The 16,108-nt window shown below is 58.8% G+C and carries 13 protein-coding genes; 5 read left to right on the plus strand and 8 right to left on the minus strand.

The features are described from left to right. Positions 1-81 precede the first annotated feature (81 nt). Positions 82-3,003 carry an FAD-binding and (Fe-S)-binding domain-containing protein gene (locus QP922_RS03795; RefSeq protein WP_284807982.1) on the plus strand — a complete coding sequence of 974 codons (2,922 nt, stop codon included), beginning with the start codon at positions 82-84 and terminating at the stop codon, positions 3,001-3,003. Between the two features lie 68 nt (positions 3,004-3,071). On the opposite strand, the gene QP922_RS03800 is transcribed toward QP922_RS03795, so the two are convergent. From QP922_RS03800 to QP922_RS03825, 6 genes are all read right to left on the minus strand, one after another. After that, a complete protein-coding gene (locus QP922_RS03800) occupies positions 3,072-4,202 on the minus strand; it encodes an ABC transporter ATP-binding protein (RefSeq protein ID WP_284807983.1) in 1,131 nt (376 codons plus the stop codon). A 26-nt stretch (positions 4,203-4,228) separates the two neighbouring features. After that, entirely contained in the window at positions 4,229-5,539 is a 1,311-nt protein-coding gene (locus QP922_RS03805) for an ABC transporter substrate-binding protein (RefSeq protein ID WP_070671307.1), read from the minus strand. A 77-nt stretch (positions 5,540-5,616) separates the two neighbouring features. After that, positions 5,617-6,588 (minus strand): carbohydrate ABC transporter permease, encoded by a 972-nt coding sequence (locus tag QP922_RS03810; RefSeq protein ID WP_070671309.1) that lies wholly within the window; start codon positions 6,586-6,588, stop codon positions 5,617-5,619. Continuing rightward, on the minus strand, positions 6,589-7,563 hold the full coding sequence (locus QP922_RS03815; RefSeq protein WP_231913846.1) for a carbohydrate ABC transporter permease: 975 nt from the start codon (positions 7,561-7,563) through the stop codon (positions 6,589-6,591). A gap of 239 nt (positions 7,564-7,802) precedes the next feature. Beyond that, positions 7,803-8,522 (minus strand): glycerophosphodiester phosphodiesterase, encoded by a 720-nt coding sequence (locus QP922_RS03820; protein WP_284807984.1) that lies wholly within the window; start codon positions 8,520-8,522, stop codon positions 7,803-7,805. Between the two features lie 56 nt (positions 8,523-8,578). Continuing rightward, positions 8,579-9,871, minus strand: a complete 1,293-nt coding sequence (locus tag QP922_RS03825; protein ID WP_284807985.1) for a class I SAM-dependent methyltransferase — start codon at positions 9,869-9,871, stop codon at positions 8,579-8,581. A 184-nt stretch (positions 9,872-10,055) separates the two neighbouring features. Between QP922_RS03825 and QP922_RS03830 the strand changes: the two genes are divergently transcribed. Together QP922_RS03830 and thiD are read left to right on the plus strand one after the other, a co-directional pair. Continuing rightward, positions 10,056-11,399: an NAD(P)/FAD-dependent oxidoreductase gene (locus QP922_RS03830; protein ID WP_284807986.1), complete on the plus strand. Its 1,344-nt coding sequence runs from the start codon at positions 10,056-10,058 to the stop codon at positions 11,397-11,399. Positions 11,400-11,501: 102 nt separating this feature from the next. Then, on the plus strand, positions 11,502-12,323 hold the full coding sequence (gene thiD, locus QP922_RS03835) for a bifunctional hydroxymethylpyrimidine kinase/phosphomethylpyrimidine kinase (RefSeq protein ID WP_284807987.1): 822 nt from the start codon (positions 11,502-11,504) through the stop codon (positions 12,321-12,323). On the opposite strand, the gene QP922_RS03840 is transcribed toward thiD, so the two are convergent. Then, positions 12,312-12,914 (minus strand): class I SAM-dependent methyltransferase, encoded by a 603-nt coding sequence (locus tag QP922_RS03840; protein ID WP_284807988.1) that lies wholly within the window; start codon positions 12,912-12,914, stop codon positions 12,312-12,314. The two genes, thiD and QP922_RS03840, sit on opposite strands and share 12 nt — an antisense overlap. 107 nt (positions 12,915-13,021) lie before the next feature. Between QP922_RS03840 and corA the strand changes: the two genes are divergently transcribed. Continuing rightward, positions 13,022-14,095 carry a magnesium/cobalt transporter CorA gene (corA, locus tag QP922_RS03845; RefSeq protein ID WP_070671319.1) on the plus strand — a complete coding sequence of 358 codons (1,074 nt, stop codon included), beginning with the start codon at positions 13,022-13,024 and terminating at the stop codon, positions 14,093-14,095. 10 nt (positions 14,096-14,105) lie between these two features. Here corA and QP922_RS03850 read toward each other — a convergent pair whose 3' ends face one another. Beyond that, positions 14,106-14,552, minus strand: a complete 447-nt coding sequence (locus tag QP922_RS03850; protein ID WP_284807989.1) for a PaaI family thioesterase — start codon at positions 14,550-14,552, stop codon at positions 14,106-14,108. Between the two features lie 43 nt (positions 14,553-14,595). Between QP922_RS03850 and gnd the strand changes: the two genes are divergently transcribed. Next, on the plus strand, positions 14,596-16,053 hold the full coding sequence (gene gnd, locus QP922_RS03855) for an NADP-dependent phosphogluconate dehydrogenase (protein WP_284807990.1): 1,458 nt from the start codon (positions 14,596-14,598) through the stop codon (positions 16,051-16,053). Positions 16,054-16,108: the final 55 nt, after the last annotated feature.

Here is a 16,108-nt window from a genome sequence, read left to right on the forward strand (position 1 = left end):
TCAGTGGGCTAAGTATCCCATATTCCGGACGACGCGTAGCCCATTTCACCCATATTTACTGTCAAGCGATAGATTAGAGGTATGTCAAAGCTCTTCAGCCCCGATACCTCGCGTCTCTCACGCCCTGAGGGAACCACCAGCCAAGCCGACGCCGTCCCGGCCCGCTACAGCCACGGCTCCCCCGCCGAACTCGTCGCGGACATGGAAGCCATCGTCGGCAAAGAAAACGTACATGGCCGCTTAAGCGACCTCGTGCGTTTTTCCTCTGATGCCGGTCCCTACCGCTCAATCCCCAACATCGTGGTCTCCCCGCGCAACGCCGCTGACCTTTCGGCGCTCATGGCCTACTGCGATGCGCATGACCGCCATATGACTTTTCGCGCGGCAGGAACCTCGCTCAACGGCCAAGCTATGGGCGACGACATACTCGTCGATGTAAAAACCCACTTCAGCGGCATGGAAGTGCGCGAGGGTGGCACCAAACTGTGGTCACGTCCCGGCGTCATTTTGGGCGATGCCCAAGCGGTGCTCTTCCACCATGGCTTCATGCTGGGCCCGGACCCGGGTTCGACCTCCGTGTGCACCATCGGCGGTGTGTTGGCCGATAACTCCGGAGGAATGCGCTGTTCACTGGAGCGCGATAGCTACCACAGCATCGAAGAACTTGTCTTCGTTCTCCCTTCGGGCACCATCGTTGATACCGCTCGTGGTGATGAGGCCTTCCGAAAGCAGGAGCCGAAGCTCCATGCTGACTTGCTGGCCTTCCGCGATAAGTTACGCGCCAATACCGAGATGGTGGAGTTCCTGCGCACCAAGTTCTCCATCCGCAACACCAACGGCCTGCGCATCGATGCATTCCTCGATGAGGACGAGCCGGTACACATTCTCAAGCGCCTCCTCATCGGTTCCGAAGGTATCTTCGGTGCCATTACCGAGTCCGTTATGCGCACGGTGAAGCTACCTCGCGTGAAGGCCACCACCTGGGTCGAGCTGCCCAACTTGCGTGATGCCGCTAACTTCGTGCACCCCATTATGGAAACCGGTGCTGAGGCCTGCGAGTTGCTCGTTGCTCCCGTTATGCGCCGCTCGGCAGAGCATTACTCACACGCGCCGGAATCGTGGCGGAACCTCGACGATGACGCGGCAGCTCTTCTGGTAGAGGTCGGCGGCGGCAATGAGGATGAGCTGAACCAAGCCATGGAGCGCCTGCGCGCTGTGCTTGCCGACGCCCCACTGCTCCGTCCCCTCGAATTCCTCACCACCCCAAAGGGCATGCGCGGAGCCTGGGAGCTGCGCAATGGCCTGTATGGTCTGCTCGGCGCTGACCGCCCCAACGGCACTGCCTACATCACCGAGGACGTATGCTTCCCGCCGGCCCAGATCGGCGAGGCTGCAGCTGACCTTATGGATCTGCAAGCCAAGTACGGTTACCCGGAATCCGTCATGGGCCATGCAGCCTTTGGAAACCTGCACTTCTTCTTTACCCCACGCTTTGACCGTGAGGAAGAGCGTGAATCCTATGCCAACTTCCTCGACGACTTGGCGGAGCTGGTCATCGATAAGTACCAGGGCTCAATGAAGGCAGAGCACGGCACCGGTGTGAACATGGCGCCCTTCTTGGAACACGAGTGGGGCACAGAGGCCTTCGAGCTCTTCTGGGAGGTCAAGAACATGATCGACCCGAAGGGCATCCTCGCTCCTGATGTGAAACTTACCCGCGATGAGACCATTCACCTGCGCAACTTCAAGTCCTTCCCCAAGGTGGAAGAGGAGATTAACCCGTGCGTGGAATGCGGCTTCTGCGAGCCAGTCTGCCCGTCGCGTCACGCAACGGTCACCCCGCGACAGCGCATCGTGCTGCGGCGCGAAATGGCCCGCCAGAAAGAAGGCTCGCAGGTGCTTGCCCAGCTGCAGGAAGAGTATCAGTACGACGCGGTGGATATGTGTGCTGCCGACGGCACCTGCTCCATCCCCTGCCCCATCAGCATCGATACCGGTGCAGTGATGAAGCAGTTGCGTAACCAGCAAACCACCCCGGCCCGTGAGAAGGTTGCGCTAACCACAGCGCAGCGCTGGGATGTCGTGGAAAAGCTTGCCCGCGCCGGCATTATTTCCGCCAACAAGATTCCGCACAAGCCACTGGAGCTGGGTGCGAACATGGCCCGTAACGTCGTGGCACCCGACCTGCTGCCAACCGTTCCAGGACCGCTGCCGAAAGGCGCCTCCCGACTTCCAGGGACCCCACGCGAGGGCGCCCAAGCACTCTACTTCCCTGCCTGCATTAACCGCATCTTCGGCCGCCCGGCAGGAGCCGCGCAGGACTCGGTGGACCTGCCACGCGCAGTCGTCGAGCTCGGCCGCCGTGCCGGCCAACCAGTGTGGATTCCAGAGGATGTAGCCGGCGATTGCTGCGGTACACCCTGGTCCTCTAAGGGCTACAAGGAAGGTTTCGAATACCAAGCGCAGAAGATTGTGCGTGACCTGTGGCACTGGTCTGAGCATGGTCGCCTGCCCATCGTGGTGGATGCCGCTAGCTGCACCCACGGCCTGCTGGATTCGGTACCAGACGCACTGTCCACGGCCGACCGTGAGCTCTGGGAGGACCTGCGCATCCTTGACCTCGTGGAGTGGCTGCGCGATGAAGTCGCACCCCACCTGCCGATTGTCAAGAACATGGGAAGCATTGCCGTACACCCCACGTGTTCAACCGATCACATGGGTATCAGTCAGGACCTCGTCGATTTGGCCAACCTCTGCGGTGACGCCAAGGTTCCCGAGGGCGCGATGTGCTGCGGCTCCGCTGGCGACCGCGTAATGCTCCACCCAGAGCTCGTTGAGTCCGCTACCCGCGAGGAACGCGCCTCACTCGACGCCGAGCGATTCGACGCGTACGTCTCCGATAACCGCACCTGCGAGATGGGGCTAGAGATGATCGCGGGCAAGACCTATGACTCTATCGCTGTGCTCCTCGAACGCGCCTCTCGACCGGTCGTCACGCCATAGCAAAACGCCGGTGGCGGCACTCACTGTGGGAGCCCCGCCACCGGCGCATCGGATATGGCCGAACCTGTTTAGAGGTAGTCGTAGTTGATTTCGGTATCTGGAGCGAAGAAGACGCAGCCGCCCTTTATCGGGCGCAAGTAGATCGTGTCGCCCTGATCCACATTGATGCCGCGCGGCACCTTTACCGTTATACGGTCACCACGGACCGCAATCACGTCATCCGCGGACTCCTCGCGACTACCGTAGACATACAGCTCGGAGCCTAAGTGCTCCACAATATCGACCCGGACCGGAAGACCATATTGCTCACCGGGCTGGTTCACGCCGACGATTTCCCAGTTTTCTGGGCGCACACCGACGATGACGCGATCCGATGTCACCTTCGCAGCCTGCTCCTGTGGCATGTAGTAGTCCAGAGCATGGTCCTTGCCGCCAACGACACGACCATCGACGAACGGGACGTTTTCAATGAGGGTCATCGCCGGCGAACCAATGAACGTCGCCACAAAGGAGTTTCCGGGGTTCTCATACAAGGTGTTCGGTGCATCAACCTGCTGGATGATGCCGTTTTTGAGGACGCACACTCGGTCCCCCATGGTCATTGCCTCAGTCTGATCGTGGGTGACGTAGACCGTGGTGGTATTGAGCTCGCGCTGCAACTGCAGGATTTGCGCACGCGTGGAAACACGCAGCTTCGCATCCAAGTTAGATAGCGGCTCATCCATGAGGAAGACTTTGGGCTGGCGCACGATGGCACGCCCCATGGCCACACGCTGACGCTGGCCGCCCGACATTGCGGACGGTTTGCGATCAATAAGGTCTTCCAGTTCGAGCATTTTCGCGGCAAAGTTCACGCGCTCTTCGATGGTTGCTTTATCCACTTTGGCGTTTTGCAATGCAAACGCCATGTTCTGACGCGCTGTCATGTTGGGGTACAGCGCATAGGACTGGAACACCATGGCTACATCGCGGTCCCGCGAGCGGGTCTCAGTAACGTCGGCCCCGTCGATGAAGATTTGCCCTTCGTCGATCGGCTCCAGCCCGGCGAGCATACGCAATGTCGTCGACTTGCCGCAGCCCGAAGGTCCGACGAGTACCAAGAACTCGCCGTCCTTGATATCGAGGTTAATGCGGCTGACCGCTGGAGGCTTCTTCGGATCGTAGATCCTGGAAGCTTGGCGGAATTCAACAGTAGCCATGATGTCCTTTCAAACGATCCGAAGTGTTACTTCAGCTTCGGGGTGATGTCGCGGTCGATAACGCTCTGGGTCTCCTTCTGCAGGTCACCGAATGCGGACTCGACGTCCTCATTGCCCACAGTGATGCGGTCCAGAACGCCACCGATGCGCTGTCCGCCGCCCGGCACGAAGACGCGAGCGTAGTCCTGCGGCTTGGTGTTCTCGTTGAGCTGCTCGATAGCGGTCTGGGCGTTCGGGTTCTCCTCCAAGAACTTCTTCTCTTCCGGATCATCCAGGGCGTCCTTGCGCACCGGCATGTAGCCCGTCTTCTGGGAGAACTTGATGGTGTTCTCGGTGTTGGTCAGGAAGTCAATGAACTTGACCGCGTTGGCCTTACGCTCGTCAGAAATTCCAGCCGGCACGGCCAGACCAGCACCACCGGTGGCTGCCGAAGGACCAGGGCCTGGCAGGTAGGTGGTGATGAACGGAATCGTAGCCGTCTCCTTCAGACCACCCAGCGAACCGGTGGACTCCAGCAGACCGGAGGCCTTGCCGGAACCGAATGCGACGGTCGGGTCAGTGGAGATTTCGATGTGGCCTTCCTTGACCTGGTCCTGCAGGAACTTACCTGCCTCGATGGACTCCTTCGAGGTAAAGTTCGGCTCCCACTCATCAGAGTAAGAACCACCGAAGGCCCAAATCATGCCCTGGAAGTACCAGTCGAGGTAGTTGGAGCCATCCGGAACGGTTACGGCAGGCTTGTCGAGCTTGTCCTTGATCTTGGTGGCCCACTCATCGAACTCTTCCCAGTCCTTCGGTCCACGGTCGGTAGGAAGACCGGCTGCCTTGAGGTCATCGGTGTTCCAGTACATCAGGTTCGTGGAGCGGGAGTACGGGACGCCGTAGTGCTTGTCCTTGTACTTGTAGTCCTCACGCAGGGTATCGACGTAGCTGTCAGAGTCGATGTCGTTCATCTCCCACAGCTCATCGAGCGGCGTGGTGGCCTCATTCAGTGCGAAGTTGAACCAGGTGACGTCGGACGCAACGAGGACGTCAGGCAAGTCGCCACCAGCGAGCGCCGCGTTGAAGCGCTGTGCAACTTCCTCATAGTTGGAACCAGCGGTGACCAGTTCAACCTTGAGGTCCGGGTTTTCCTTCTCGAACTCATCGATGAGCTCTTGCTCCAGGTCACGGGAGGAACCCGGGTGGTTGGACCAGAAGGTGATGGTGTTGGCGTCGCCGCCGTCCTTGGAGCCGCTTCCTGCAGTGGTCGAGCCACCTGCGCAGGCGGTCAGAGACACGGTGGTCAGCAGTGCTGCACAAACGGCAGCGATGCGAGTAGAGGTCTTACGAGACATGGTGGAGGTTCTCCTTGAAAAGTGAAGAGTATGGGGGGACTTGAGTGAGTTGGGCGTTGGGATAGCAGGCGGTCAGACTAACCCTTGACTGCACCCGCAGTCAGGCCCTTGATCATCGGCTTCTGAAGAATAAGGAAGATGATGATCATGGGCAGGGTTGTCAGCACGGTGCCGGCCATCACTGGCGCCCAGTTTGTAACGCCTTCCGCGTCCTGCAAGCGGGTCAGGCCCACCGGCAGCGTGGCTGCAGCCGGTGTATCCGTAATCAGGAAGGGCCACAGGTATTGGTTCCATTCATTGACCACGGTGATGAGGACGAACGCGGACAGCGTTGGCCACGACATCGGCAGGACCACGCGGAACAAGGTGGTAAAGAACCCTGCCCCGTCCATGCGAGCGGCCTCGAGAATTTCCGGGGGCAATGACTGGAAGTGATTGCGCATGAGGAAGGCACCGAACGCCACACCCGCCAGTGGGATGATGACGCCGGCGTAGGTGTCTCTCCAACCCCACGACGCAACCAGCGAGTAGTTGGAAATAATGGTGATCTGGTTGGGCACCATCAGCGAGGCGATGATAAGCAGGAACAGCAGATTGCGGCCGGGGAAGCGAATGAAAGCGAAGGCATAGGCAGTCAGAACGCCGAGGACTACCTCTACCACCGTCAGGATCAGCGTGATGATGACGGAGTTTTTCAGGTAACTCGAGAAGCCAGAGGTCTGCCAGACGTAGGAATAGTTCTCTGCCTTGAAAGGATTAGGCCAGAAGGAAATTGGATCCGAATACACGTCCTGGAAAGACTTGAAGCTGGTGATGAAAATAAAGTACAGCGGCACCATAATCATCAGCACTGTCAGTACCAAGGCGATGTAGCCGATGACCTTCGTCGCTGGATGACTGTGATCAATTGGCTCGCCTTTGCGCTTTCGCTGTGCATCAGTAATAACCGGAGCTGCGAGGGATTGGGAGCCAGGAACGGGCGGAAGTTCGCCTTTGGCTTGCGGAAGACCTACCTGGACGGAAGCCGGAATTGCGCGACTTTCGGACATCTATTTATCCATCCTTTCCTGCAGCTTTATCTGCAGTACCGTAATGACAAGCACGACGAGGAACATGATGGTGGCCACGGCAGCGCCATAACCGGCACGGTTGTTAATGAAGGTCTCCTGGTACACCTGGAAGACCATCGTGGAGGTTCCGTAGCCAAACGGTCCACCACCGGTCATTGCATTGATGATGTCGAAGACCTGGAAGGAATTGAGCAGCACAGTAATCAGCAAGAAGAAGGTGGTGCCGCGAAGCTGCGGCAGGACCACGCGGAAGAAGTGCCGCGCGGCAGGGGTGCCGTCAATCTCCGAGGCCTCATCAAGGTCTCGGCGGCGGCCCTGCAAAGCTGCGAGATAGATGACGAAGACATAGCCGACGTTCTTCCACACGTAGGTCACCGTAATCATGAACAGTGCCCAGTTCTGCTGTTGGTAGAAGTTCGGGACGTCGACCCCGATAAGGCCCAAGAAGTACTGGATGAGGCCGTAGTTAGGATCGAATACGAACTGGAAGGCCACACCAATCGCCGCGCCTGCAATGACGTAGGGCGCGAAAACCATCGAACGCACTGCAGCGCGACCAAACAGTTTCTGGTCCAGCAACAGTGCCAGCGCTAGCCCCAGAACCATCGAACCGGCCACTGCGAAGAAGGTGAACACGACGGTGTTGAACACCACGCGTCCGGTATCTGGGGCTTGGAACCAGTCGATGTAGTTCTGGAGGCCGACAAAGGTCATCGTCGGCGAGGAAATATTCCAGTTAAAGAAAGAGATACGGATGTTATCGACCAGTGGTCGATAGGTGAAAAGAATGAGAAGGAGAAGGTTCGGGCCAATGAGCAATGCCGCGAGGCCGATCTGTCTCCAGTCGAGCTTCTGCTTGCGTGGGTGACGCGCATACTCCTCGGAGACGACCGGCTTCTCGGTGACTGCTGGGATCGCAGTCATGTGCCCGTTTGCCGGGTTGGATATTGCCATGCAGAGAAAGCTAGACCAAGCCGGTTAACAAAAAGTGGATCAAAAGTTTTGGACGGTTAAACAGCCGGAGAATTTCAGGGGTCCAGTCCCCAAAAGTGGCATATACGCGTGGATAACGTCACACATAGCACCACCATGAACATCCCGTCACACGTCACTAAAGGGTAAATGCCGCAACCTCAATAGCTAGACCTTTTAGACTCATGAGCGGAACCAATACAGGCCTAACTTAATGCTAATTAGCTGCGTAAAATCACCTCTAGGGCCAGCTCCGGCAGATCGGTTGCCATGAGCTCTACCCCGCTATCGCGGCACCACGCCATGTCCTTCGGCAGGTTCACCGTCCACACGTAGGTCGGGCAATCAGTGTCAACAAAGAAGTCGGCTTCACTCCGTGCCTGGCGAATGGAAGGCCCGAAACCCGTCGCGCCCTCACGGGACTGAGGAAGCCCCTCTTCCGGCTCTAGGAGCAAAAAGGATTGCAGGGACGGGAGCAGGTTTCGGAACCGGGAAATTGCTTCGGGATTAAAGGAAATGAGGCTAAACCGTGGGTCGGCATCGAGCTGTCGGTTGCGCAAGACCTCCGCTACCGATTCCTCAAGCCGCGCGCCAAATGGGGACGGATGTTTAGTCTCAATGAGTAGCTGCTTGCCGGGATAGGATTCGACGAGGTCGAGCAATTCGTCGAGAAGCATGATGCGTTGCGGATCCTCAGCGGTGCCGACATTAAGTGCGCGCAGCTCCCCCAGCGTCATATCGCCTACTGCACCGCTGCCGTCTGATGTCCTGTCCACCGTCTGGTCGTGGATGACCACGACTTCCCCATCCTTGGTCAGGTTGACGTCGCACTCCACTCCAGCCACATCAAGCTTGAGGGCTTCATCGAAGGAACGGTGGGTATTCTCCGGGTACCAGCCGTTATAGCCGCGGTGCGCGATAATTCCAGTGCGGTCTGACATGTTCTTCCTCCGAGCCGCGAGGTGGGTTGTGATGGCGCCGCCCAGTGTAGACCGCGCTAACGGCGCCCGCCGCGGTGGCGATGTGTTGCCACAACGTGGACCGCGTCCAACATGCCTAAGGTAAGCAAAGCCTCACGTAATGCAAACTGGAAGGTCCACAGACGGCGGAACACGTGGTCAAAGCCAGCGGCCGCTGCCTCACGTAGGCGGCCATCGAAGAAACTGCGCTGATAGCGCACGGTTTCCAAATAATGCGTGCCCACGTGGGTCTGCGCAACAATGCGCAGGTTTGAACGCTTATCAAAAAGCTGGTGGGTTTCCTCCAGCGTCGGATAATCCAAGCCTGGCCAAATATAGCCCCGCATAACCTGCACGGCTGATCGTGCTGCCGGGGTCATCTTGGTGGTCGCGAACAACGAGGACAAGCCCACGCGGCCGCCGTTGATAAGAGAGCGGTCAATCACTTGAACGAAGCGAAGGCGCTCCCGCGGGGAGAGGGTCTCCAATTTCTCCACGCTCACGATGGCGTCATACCGCCCGCGCCACTGTTTTGGATCCGGCAGCGTGGTGTCGATTGCTTGCACATGCACCGAATCGGCAGCACCTTCAAGGAGAAGCTGTTCGTCGAAAAGCGCACGCTGCTCCTCATCGCCCGTAAGAACATCAACGGTTGCACGACGAGCCACTGCCTGCACCGCCACCTGCAAGCCCGTAGCCGGATAAACCAGAAGGTGGGTACCGGCACCAGTATGGGTAGCGTCAAGGAGCCACTGCGCCGCTCGACGCTGCGCATCCCCCAAGTCCTCACGGTCCGTTGACGTCGGCTCGCTCACCGTCGTCACGTCGACGAAATGCTCCTTCGGCTCTTTGCGGCCTGCATGCGCGCTATAGCTGCGCACTGCTTCGCGCACCGTAGTCGGCACGCCGCTGGCAAAAATGCCGCCAGAGTGACTCAAAGAATCACCGGCATAGAGCTTCACCACATCGAGGGGCAACTCCCCCGGCGTGGATTCTTCCACTGTCACGTCCTTTGCCTTTGGGCGGTATCCCACCCCCAGCAAGCGCAATAGCACCTTGACCAAGCGCTCGGAATCCGGAGTTGTCCATTCTCCCGCCATGTAGGATTCCGCCAGGCCGAGCCAGCCGGAATCGGCGATGCGGGAGAAGAGGGCGTCGTGAAGCACAGCAATATCGGGATCGCTACCTTCTAATTCGACCCCCGCCTTGGCACAGGCCTGCGCAAACTCTGATTCTGCACGCCTAGCATTAAAACGCAACAGACGCGAGGACGGCACTGAGGCCACTCCTGGCCAGGCCTCAGCATCGATCGAAGCCAAGTGGGAATACACGCTTAAGCCAGCCTCCTCATCGCACACACGTCGCGATAAGAATAAAGCGCTCCCGCCCACAAAGGGTGGAGGCGCGGCCCAAAAAGCCAGTTAATCCCCCAAATAGTATGCATGTACGGCTAGAAGGGTTTAGACTAGCTCGCGTAAAAATTTCTAGCTTTCTTCAGGAAGGTACACAATCGCTATGGCGCACACTCCCCACCGTCCAGCTAACGGCCGCCACCACGTCGTTGTTATCGGTGCAGGCTTCGGAGGCATCAATGCCGTGAAGAAGCTCAAGGACGCAGACGTTGAGATCACCCTCATCGACAAGAAGAACCACCACCTCTTCCAGCCGATGCTCTACCAAGTAGCAACCGGTGTTATTTCTGCCGGTGAGATCGCTCCGTCCACGCGCCAGATTCTGCGCAACCAGGACAATGCTCACTTCGTCAACGCTGAGGTCACTGACATCAACATCAAGGACCAGACCGTTACCGCTGAGCTCGATGGCGCAACCCGCACCTATGAGTACGATTCCCTCGTCGTCGCTGCCGGTGCTGGCCAGTCCTACTTCGGAAACGACCACTTTGCCCAGTACGCGCCGGGCATGAAGACGCTGGATGATGCCCTCGAGATTCGCTCCCGCATCATTTCGGCTTTTGAGAAGGCAGAGCTCGAAGAAGATCCTGCCGAGCGCGAGAAGCTGCTCACCTTTGTCATCGTGGGTGCCGGCCCGACTGGTGTGGAGCTCACCGGCCAGATTGCTGAATTGGCACAGCGTACCTTCGCCGGCGCTTACTCCAACTTCGGTTCCACCTCCGCCAAGATCTACCTGCTCGATGGTGCCCCGCAGGTTCTGCCGCCGTTTGGCAAGCGCCTTGGCCGCAAGGCACAGCGCGTCTTGGAGAAGCTGGGCGTGGACGTCCGCCTCAACGCCATGGTCACCGACGTGACCGCGGATGCTGTGACCTACAAGAACATGAAGACCGAGGAAGAGGTCACCATCGAGGCTGCCACCAAGATCTGGTCCGCCGGTGTGGCTGCATCCCCGCTGGGCAAGCTCATCGCAGACCAGGCCGGTGTCGAGGCTGACCGTGCTGGCCGCGTTGCTGTCAACGAGGACCTCACCGTGGGCGAGTACAAGAACGTCTACATCGTTGGTGACATGATTTCCCTCAACCGTCTGCCGGGTGTGGCTCAGGTAGCCATCCAGGGTGGTAACCACGTGGGCAAGCTCATCGAGGCCAAGATTGATGAGGAGTCCACCGCGAACGAGTCTGAGGCATTCGACTACTTCGACAAGGGCTCCATGGCGGTTATCTCTCGTTTCAACGCCGTGGTCAAACTGGGCAAGACCGAGTTTGCCGGCTTCCCGGCATGGCTGTCCTGGCTGGGCCTGCACATCGCGTACATCGTGGGCTTCCGCAGCCGCGTACTCGTGGCGCTGCACTGGCTGCTCAACGCTGTTTCGCGTGACCGCGGCAACCTGGAGATTACCCAGCAGCAGCGCATTGCCCGCAATGTGATTGACCGCGACCTTAATTAATAAGCGTCGCGCCACCGTGGGAGAGGAATTAATCCTCTCCCCTTTTTCATTCCCAGATACGGTGGGAAGTGATTCCAGTTCCCAGCCTGAAGGAGAGCCATCATGCCCCTGCCTCGAGTTCTTAGCATCGCCGGTACCGATCCCACAGGCGGCGCAGGTATCCACGCGGATTTGAAGTCCTTCGAGGCTGCCGGCGCCTACGGAATGGCTGTAGTCACAGCGCTGGTAGCACAAAATACGCAGGGCGTGCGCAGTATCCACACCCCTCCGGTCAGTTTCCTTCAGGAACAGTTGGATTGTGTGAAGGACGATGTGCTTATCGACGCCATCAAGATCGGCATGCTCGGTTCCGTCGCCATCACCGAAACGGTGAGCAAGTTCGTGTCGTCGTTGCCGGATGGAGTTCCGGTCGTGTGCGACCCTGTCATGATTGCTTCCAGCGGGGACCGTCTCTTGGAGCCAGCGGCAGAGCGTGCGGTGCAGGAGCTCGCTCGGCGAACTACCGTTGTCACCCCCAATCTGCCAGAACTTGCTGTCCTTGCAGGTGTGGAGGAACCGCGCACGCTGGAAGAGGCGATTGCGGTGGCGAGCGAGTGGGCGGCCACGAATGGCACGTGGGTCGTGGTGAAAGGCGGACACCTTGACGGCATGCAGGCCGATAACGCCACGGTAAGCCCCGATGGCCACGTCACCCGCGTCCCTTGCCCGCGCGTGGAGACGAAGAACACGCACGGCACCGGCTGTTCTCTTTCTTCAGCACTTGCCGCGCGCTTAGGCGCGGGCGATACGCTTGACGCCGCCCTTCAGTGGGCCACGGAGTGGCTCCACGAAGCCATCGTGCATGCCGATGAGCTTCACGTCGGCCACGGCCATGGCCCTATCGACCATGGACACCGCATGCGCCGCCTCGCTTTATCCGAGTAAGTCCGCGCCGGGGCGAGTCAGCACCGCGACGAGAAACGTCGAATTGTCCTTGAACACCTTCATGTCCCATGAAGAAAAGGTGAAATCCACGCGGTAACCTACCGCTCTGGCCAGTGCAAGAAACTCTTCGAAGCCCCAGCCACGTCCCTCACCAAAGCCAACAACGAAGCGCCCGCCTGGGCGCAGAGCATCAAAAACGTTACGCAGGGTCGCTTCCCTACCTTCAGGGGCAATGAACGTCATGACATTGCCCGCTGCCACGGCGATGTCGAAATCACCTTCCGGGATCTCGTCTTCGGAGAGGTCCCCCACCTCCCAGCGAGCCTCCGGATAGTCGTGTTCGGCATGCTCGATAAGAATTGGGTCGACGTCCACGCCCACTACAGTGTGCCCACGCTTAGCCAGCTCACCGCCGAGGCGCCCAGAGCCACAGCCCGCATCAAGGACGCGGGAGGAGCGCTCCACCATGGCATCGATCAGCCGTGCTTCCCCATCGATATCCTTGCCTTGGGCCCGAAGCGTCTTCCACTTCCGCGCGAAATTGTGGGAATGGGCCGGGTTAGCTGCGGTAACTTCTTTCCAGGTAGGCATAAAAGCGATTATATGCCCATTCACGGTGTAAGCTTTAGCCGCTCTCATAAAACTCGCCAGGGAAGCTTGCCTCCCAGGCTTACATCTCGCGAAGGAGGCTGTCACCGATGCCGAACGTACCGTCGCCATTTAGGCCACGTAAAAAGAGTGCTCCTCCCAGTTCCTCCTCGTCACTCACCGTCCCCGCCGAGCGTGCCATCGAACATTGCCGCGTGTTCGTCGACGGTGAAGCCTTGCCCGGTGAATATACCCCGCACAGCGCACTGCAGACCATCGAGGAGTATGGACGTGGCTTCGTATGGGTCGGCCTGCACGAACCGTTGGAGTCCCAAATGACCAAGGTGGCCTCCGAGTTCCGCATTCACGAGCTCATCGTGGAAGACGTCGTCCAAGCTCACCAGCGCCCGAAGCTGGAGCGCTATGATGACCAGCTCTTCGTTGTTGCACGCTCCGTGAATTACCGCGACCACGATGAGGTGACCGATAAGCGTCAGATCATTTCCACCGGCGAGGTGCAGATGATTATTGGTGATACGTTCATCATCACCGTGCGCCACTCCGCCAAACTGCCTAACTTGGCCTACGTGGTGCAGGACGAACAAGACCTTGTGGAACAGGGTCCGGTGGCCATGGCCTGGAAGATTCTGGACATGATGGTGGACCGCTACTCCGAGATTTGCCGCCTCATCGCCATTGAGGTCGACGAGCTCGAAGAGGAAGTCTTCACGCCTAACTCGTTGCCTAACATTGACCGCATTTACATGTTTAAGCGCGAGATTCTCGAGATGAAGCATGCCATCGACCCGCTCTCGCCGGCGCTACGCGCGATGAATTCCGACCACAAGGATCTCATTTCCAAGACGATCCGTTCCTACCTGCGTGACGTTAACGACCATGAATTGGTAGTCAAAGACCAGGTAGCGGGCTTCGATGAGCGCTTAACCTCGCTTATCGACGCCTCCGTGGCCAAAGTCACCATGCAGCAGAACTCCGACATGCGCACTATCTCCGCGGTGGTTGGCATGTGGGCAGCTCCCACGCTGGTCGCTGGTATCTATGGCATGAACTTTGATGTCATGCCTGAGCTCCATTTCGCGTGGGGCTATTTCGGCGCACTTGGGCTCATGGTGTTAGTGGTCGCGGCCATGTGGTGGTGGTTCCGCCGCAACCACTGGCTGTAGCGATTGCGTCTTATTGCACGACCATCGTTCGCAGCGTGGAGGCAGCCAGCAGCACATCGCCCTGGCTAATCTTGACCTCCCACAGCTGCGTGCGGCGCCCCTTGTAGAGCGGCGTGGCCACAGCTGAAACGATTCCTTCTGACACGGGCTTGAGGAAATCCGTGTTGTTGTTAACACCGACGACAGGCTTGCCTGCCACAATGAGGCTGCCGACGGACGCGGTGGACTCTGTAATCGTGCAGTACAAGCCGCCATTAGCCACGCCCCACGGCTGGTGGTGGTCCGGCACGACCTCAACCTCGGAACGGATTTCATCACCGGAGATGTACGTGTAGCGCAGTCCGATCAGTCCCGCGAGGCCTTGTGGGTTGGAGTTAATGAGGTCGAGTTCTTCCTCGTTGAGCGGGCGTTCTTGCGCCGCGCCGAGAAGCTTGACAAAGATTTCAGCGTGTTCCATGCCACACCAGAGTAGTAGATTTTGGTGACGTAGGATGGTGAACATGACTCAAACTTCTGAAAAGACAGATCTCGCTCAGATTGGTGTCGTGGGCTTGGCCGTTATGGGTTCCAACCTCGCACGCAATTTTGCCCGCAACGGCAACACCGTAGCGGTGTACAACCGCAGCCCAGAGAAGACCCGAGCGCTCATCGACAACCATGGCGATGAGGGCAAGTTTATCCCGTCCGAAACCGTTGCGGATTTCGTTGCGTCCTTGGAGCGTCCGCGTATGGCCATCATCATGGTGCAGGCAGGCAAAGCGACTGACGCCGTCATCAACCAGCTGGCTGAGGCTATGGATGAAGGTGACATCATCATCGACGGTGGTAACGCGCTTTTTACTGATACGATCCGTCGTGAGAAAGAAGTCGCTGAGAAGGGCCGCCACTTTGTCGGCGCCGGTATCTCCGGCGGCGAAGAGGGGGCCCTCAATGGCCCGTCCATCATGCCGGGTGGTCCGGCCGAGTCCTGGGAGACGCTCGGCCCCATCCTGGAATCCATCGCAGCTAACGTTGACGGCACGCCGTGCGTGACTCACATCGGCCCCGATGGTGCTGGCCACTTTGTCAAGATGGTTCACAATGGCATTGAGTACGCCGACATGCAGGTTATTGGTGAGGCCTACCAGTTGCTGCGTTACGGCGCAGGTATGGAGCCAGCGGAGATCGCGGAGACCTTCAAGGAATGGAACTCCGGTGATTTGGACTCCTACCTCATTGAGATCACCGCCGAGGTCTTGGCGCAGAAGGACCCAGAGACGGGAGCCCCGCTTGTCGACGTCATCGTGGACGCCGCCGGCCAGAAGGGCACCGGCCGCTGGACCGCCATTAATGGCCTCGAGCTAGGTGTGCCCATCACTGGCATTGCGGAGTCCGTCTTTGCCCGCGCCTTGTCCTCCTCCACTGCACAGCGTGCGGCTGCACAAGAGGGCCAGCTGCCATCCGGCACCATCAAGGAACTCGACGTTGATAAGGCCGACTTCATCGAGGATGTGCGCCGCGCACTATATGCTGCCAAGCTCATCGCCTACTCTCAGGGCTTTGATGAAATCAAGGCTGGCTCTGAAGAGTTTGGTTGGAACGTCGATCCGCGTGATCTGGCCACCATCTGGCGCGGTGGCTGCATTATTCGCGCCAAGTTCCTCGACCGCATCCGTGAGGCCTACGACAATAACGCTGACCTCCCAGCCCTCATTCTGGACCCATACTTTAAGGGTGAGCTCGAGGGCCTCATCGATCCGTGGCGCCGCGTCGTGGTCGCCGCCACTCAGCTCGGCCTCCCAGCACCGGTTTTTGCGTCCTCCCTGTCCTACTACGACAGCCTCCGCGCTGAGCGCCTGCCTGCTGCTCTGATCCAGGGCCAGCGTGACTTCTTCGGTGCTCACACCTTCAAGCGCGTTGACCGCGAAGGCACTTTCCACATCGAGTGGTCAGGTGATCGCTCCCTGAGCGAGTACTAAATACCGCGTACAAAGCTCAAACGCTTTGGGTAAAGGCCTCTCGCCGTGATTGCGA

This window comes from Corynebacterium sp. MSK218, assembly GCF_030232655.1.
In the GTDB taxonomy this organism is placed as follows: Bacteria; Actinomycetota; Actinomycetes; order Mycobacteriales; family Mycobacteriaceae; genus Corynebacterium.

What these genes read in the sequence shown, in the direction of transcription:
- QP922_RS03795 (WP_284807982.1), top strand. Translation starts at nt 82, where the DNA reads ATGTCAAAGCTCTTCAGCCCCGATACCTCGCGTCTCTCACGCCCTGAG.
- QP922_RS03800 (WP_284807983.1), bottom strand. Translation starts at nt 4,202, where the DNA reads ATGGCTACTGTTGAATTCCGCCAAGCTTCCAGGATCTACGATCCGAAG.
- QP922_RS03805 (WP_070671307.1), bottom strand. Translation starts at nt 5,539, where the DNA reads ATGTCTCGTAAGACCTCTACTCGCATCGCTGCCGTTTGTGCAGCACTG.
- QP922_RS03810 (WP_070671309.1), bottom strand. Translation starts at nt 6,588, where the DNA reads ATGTCCGAAAGTCGCGCAATTCCGGCTTCCGTCCAGGTAGGTCTTCCG.
- QP922_RS03815 (WP_231913846.1), bottom strand. Translation starts at nt 7,563, where the DNA reads ATGGCAATATCCAACCCGGCAAACGGGCACATGACTGCGATCCCAGCA.
- QP922_RS03820 (WP_284807984.1), bottom strand. Translation starts at nt 8,522, where the DNA reads ATGTCAGACCGCACTGGAATTATCGCGCACCGCGGCTATAACGGCTGG.
- QP922_RS03830 (WP_284807986.1), top strand. Translation starts at nt 10,056, where the DNA reads ATGGCGCACACTCCCCACCGTCCAGCTAACGGCCGCCACCACGTCGTT.
- thiD (WP_284807987.1), top strand. Translation starts at nt 11,502, where the DNA reads ATGCCCCTGCCTCGAGTTCTTAGCATCGCCGGTACCGATCCCACAGGC.
- QP922_RS03840 (WP_284807988.1), bottom strand. Translation starts at nt 12,914, where the DNA reads ATGCCTACCTGGAAAGAAGTTACCGCAGCTAACCCGGCCCATTCCCAC.
- corA (WP_070671319.1), top strand. Translation starts at nt 13,022, where the DNA reads ATGCCGAACGTACCGTCGCCATTTAGGCCACGTAAAAAGAGTGCTCCT.
- QP922_RS03850 (WP_284807989.1), bottom strand. Translation starts at nt 14,552, where the DNA reads ATGGAACACGCTGAAATCTTTGTCAAGCTTCTCGGCGCGGCGCAAGAA.
- gnd (WP_284807990.1), top strand. Translation starts at nt 14,596, where the DNA reads ATGACTCAAACTTCTGAAAAGACAGATCTCGCTCAGATTGGTGTCGTG.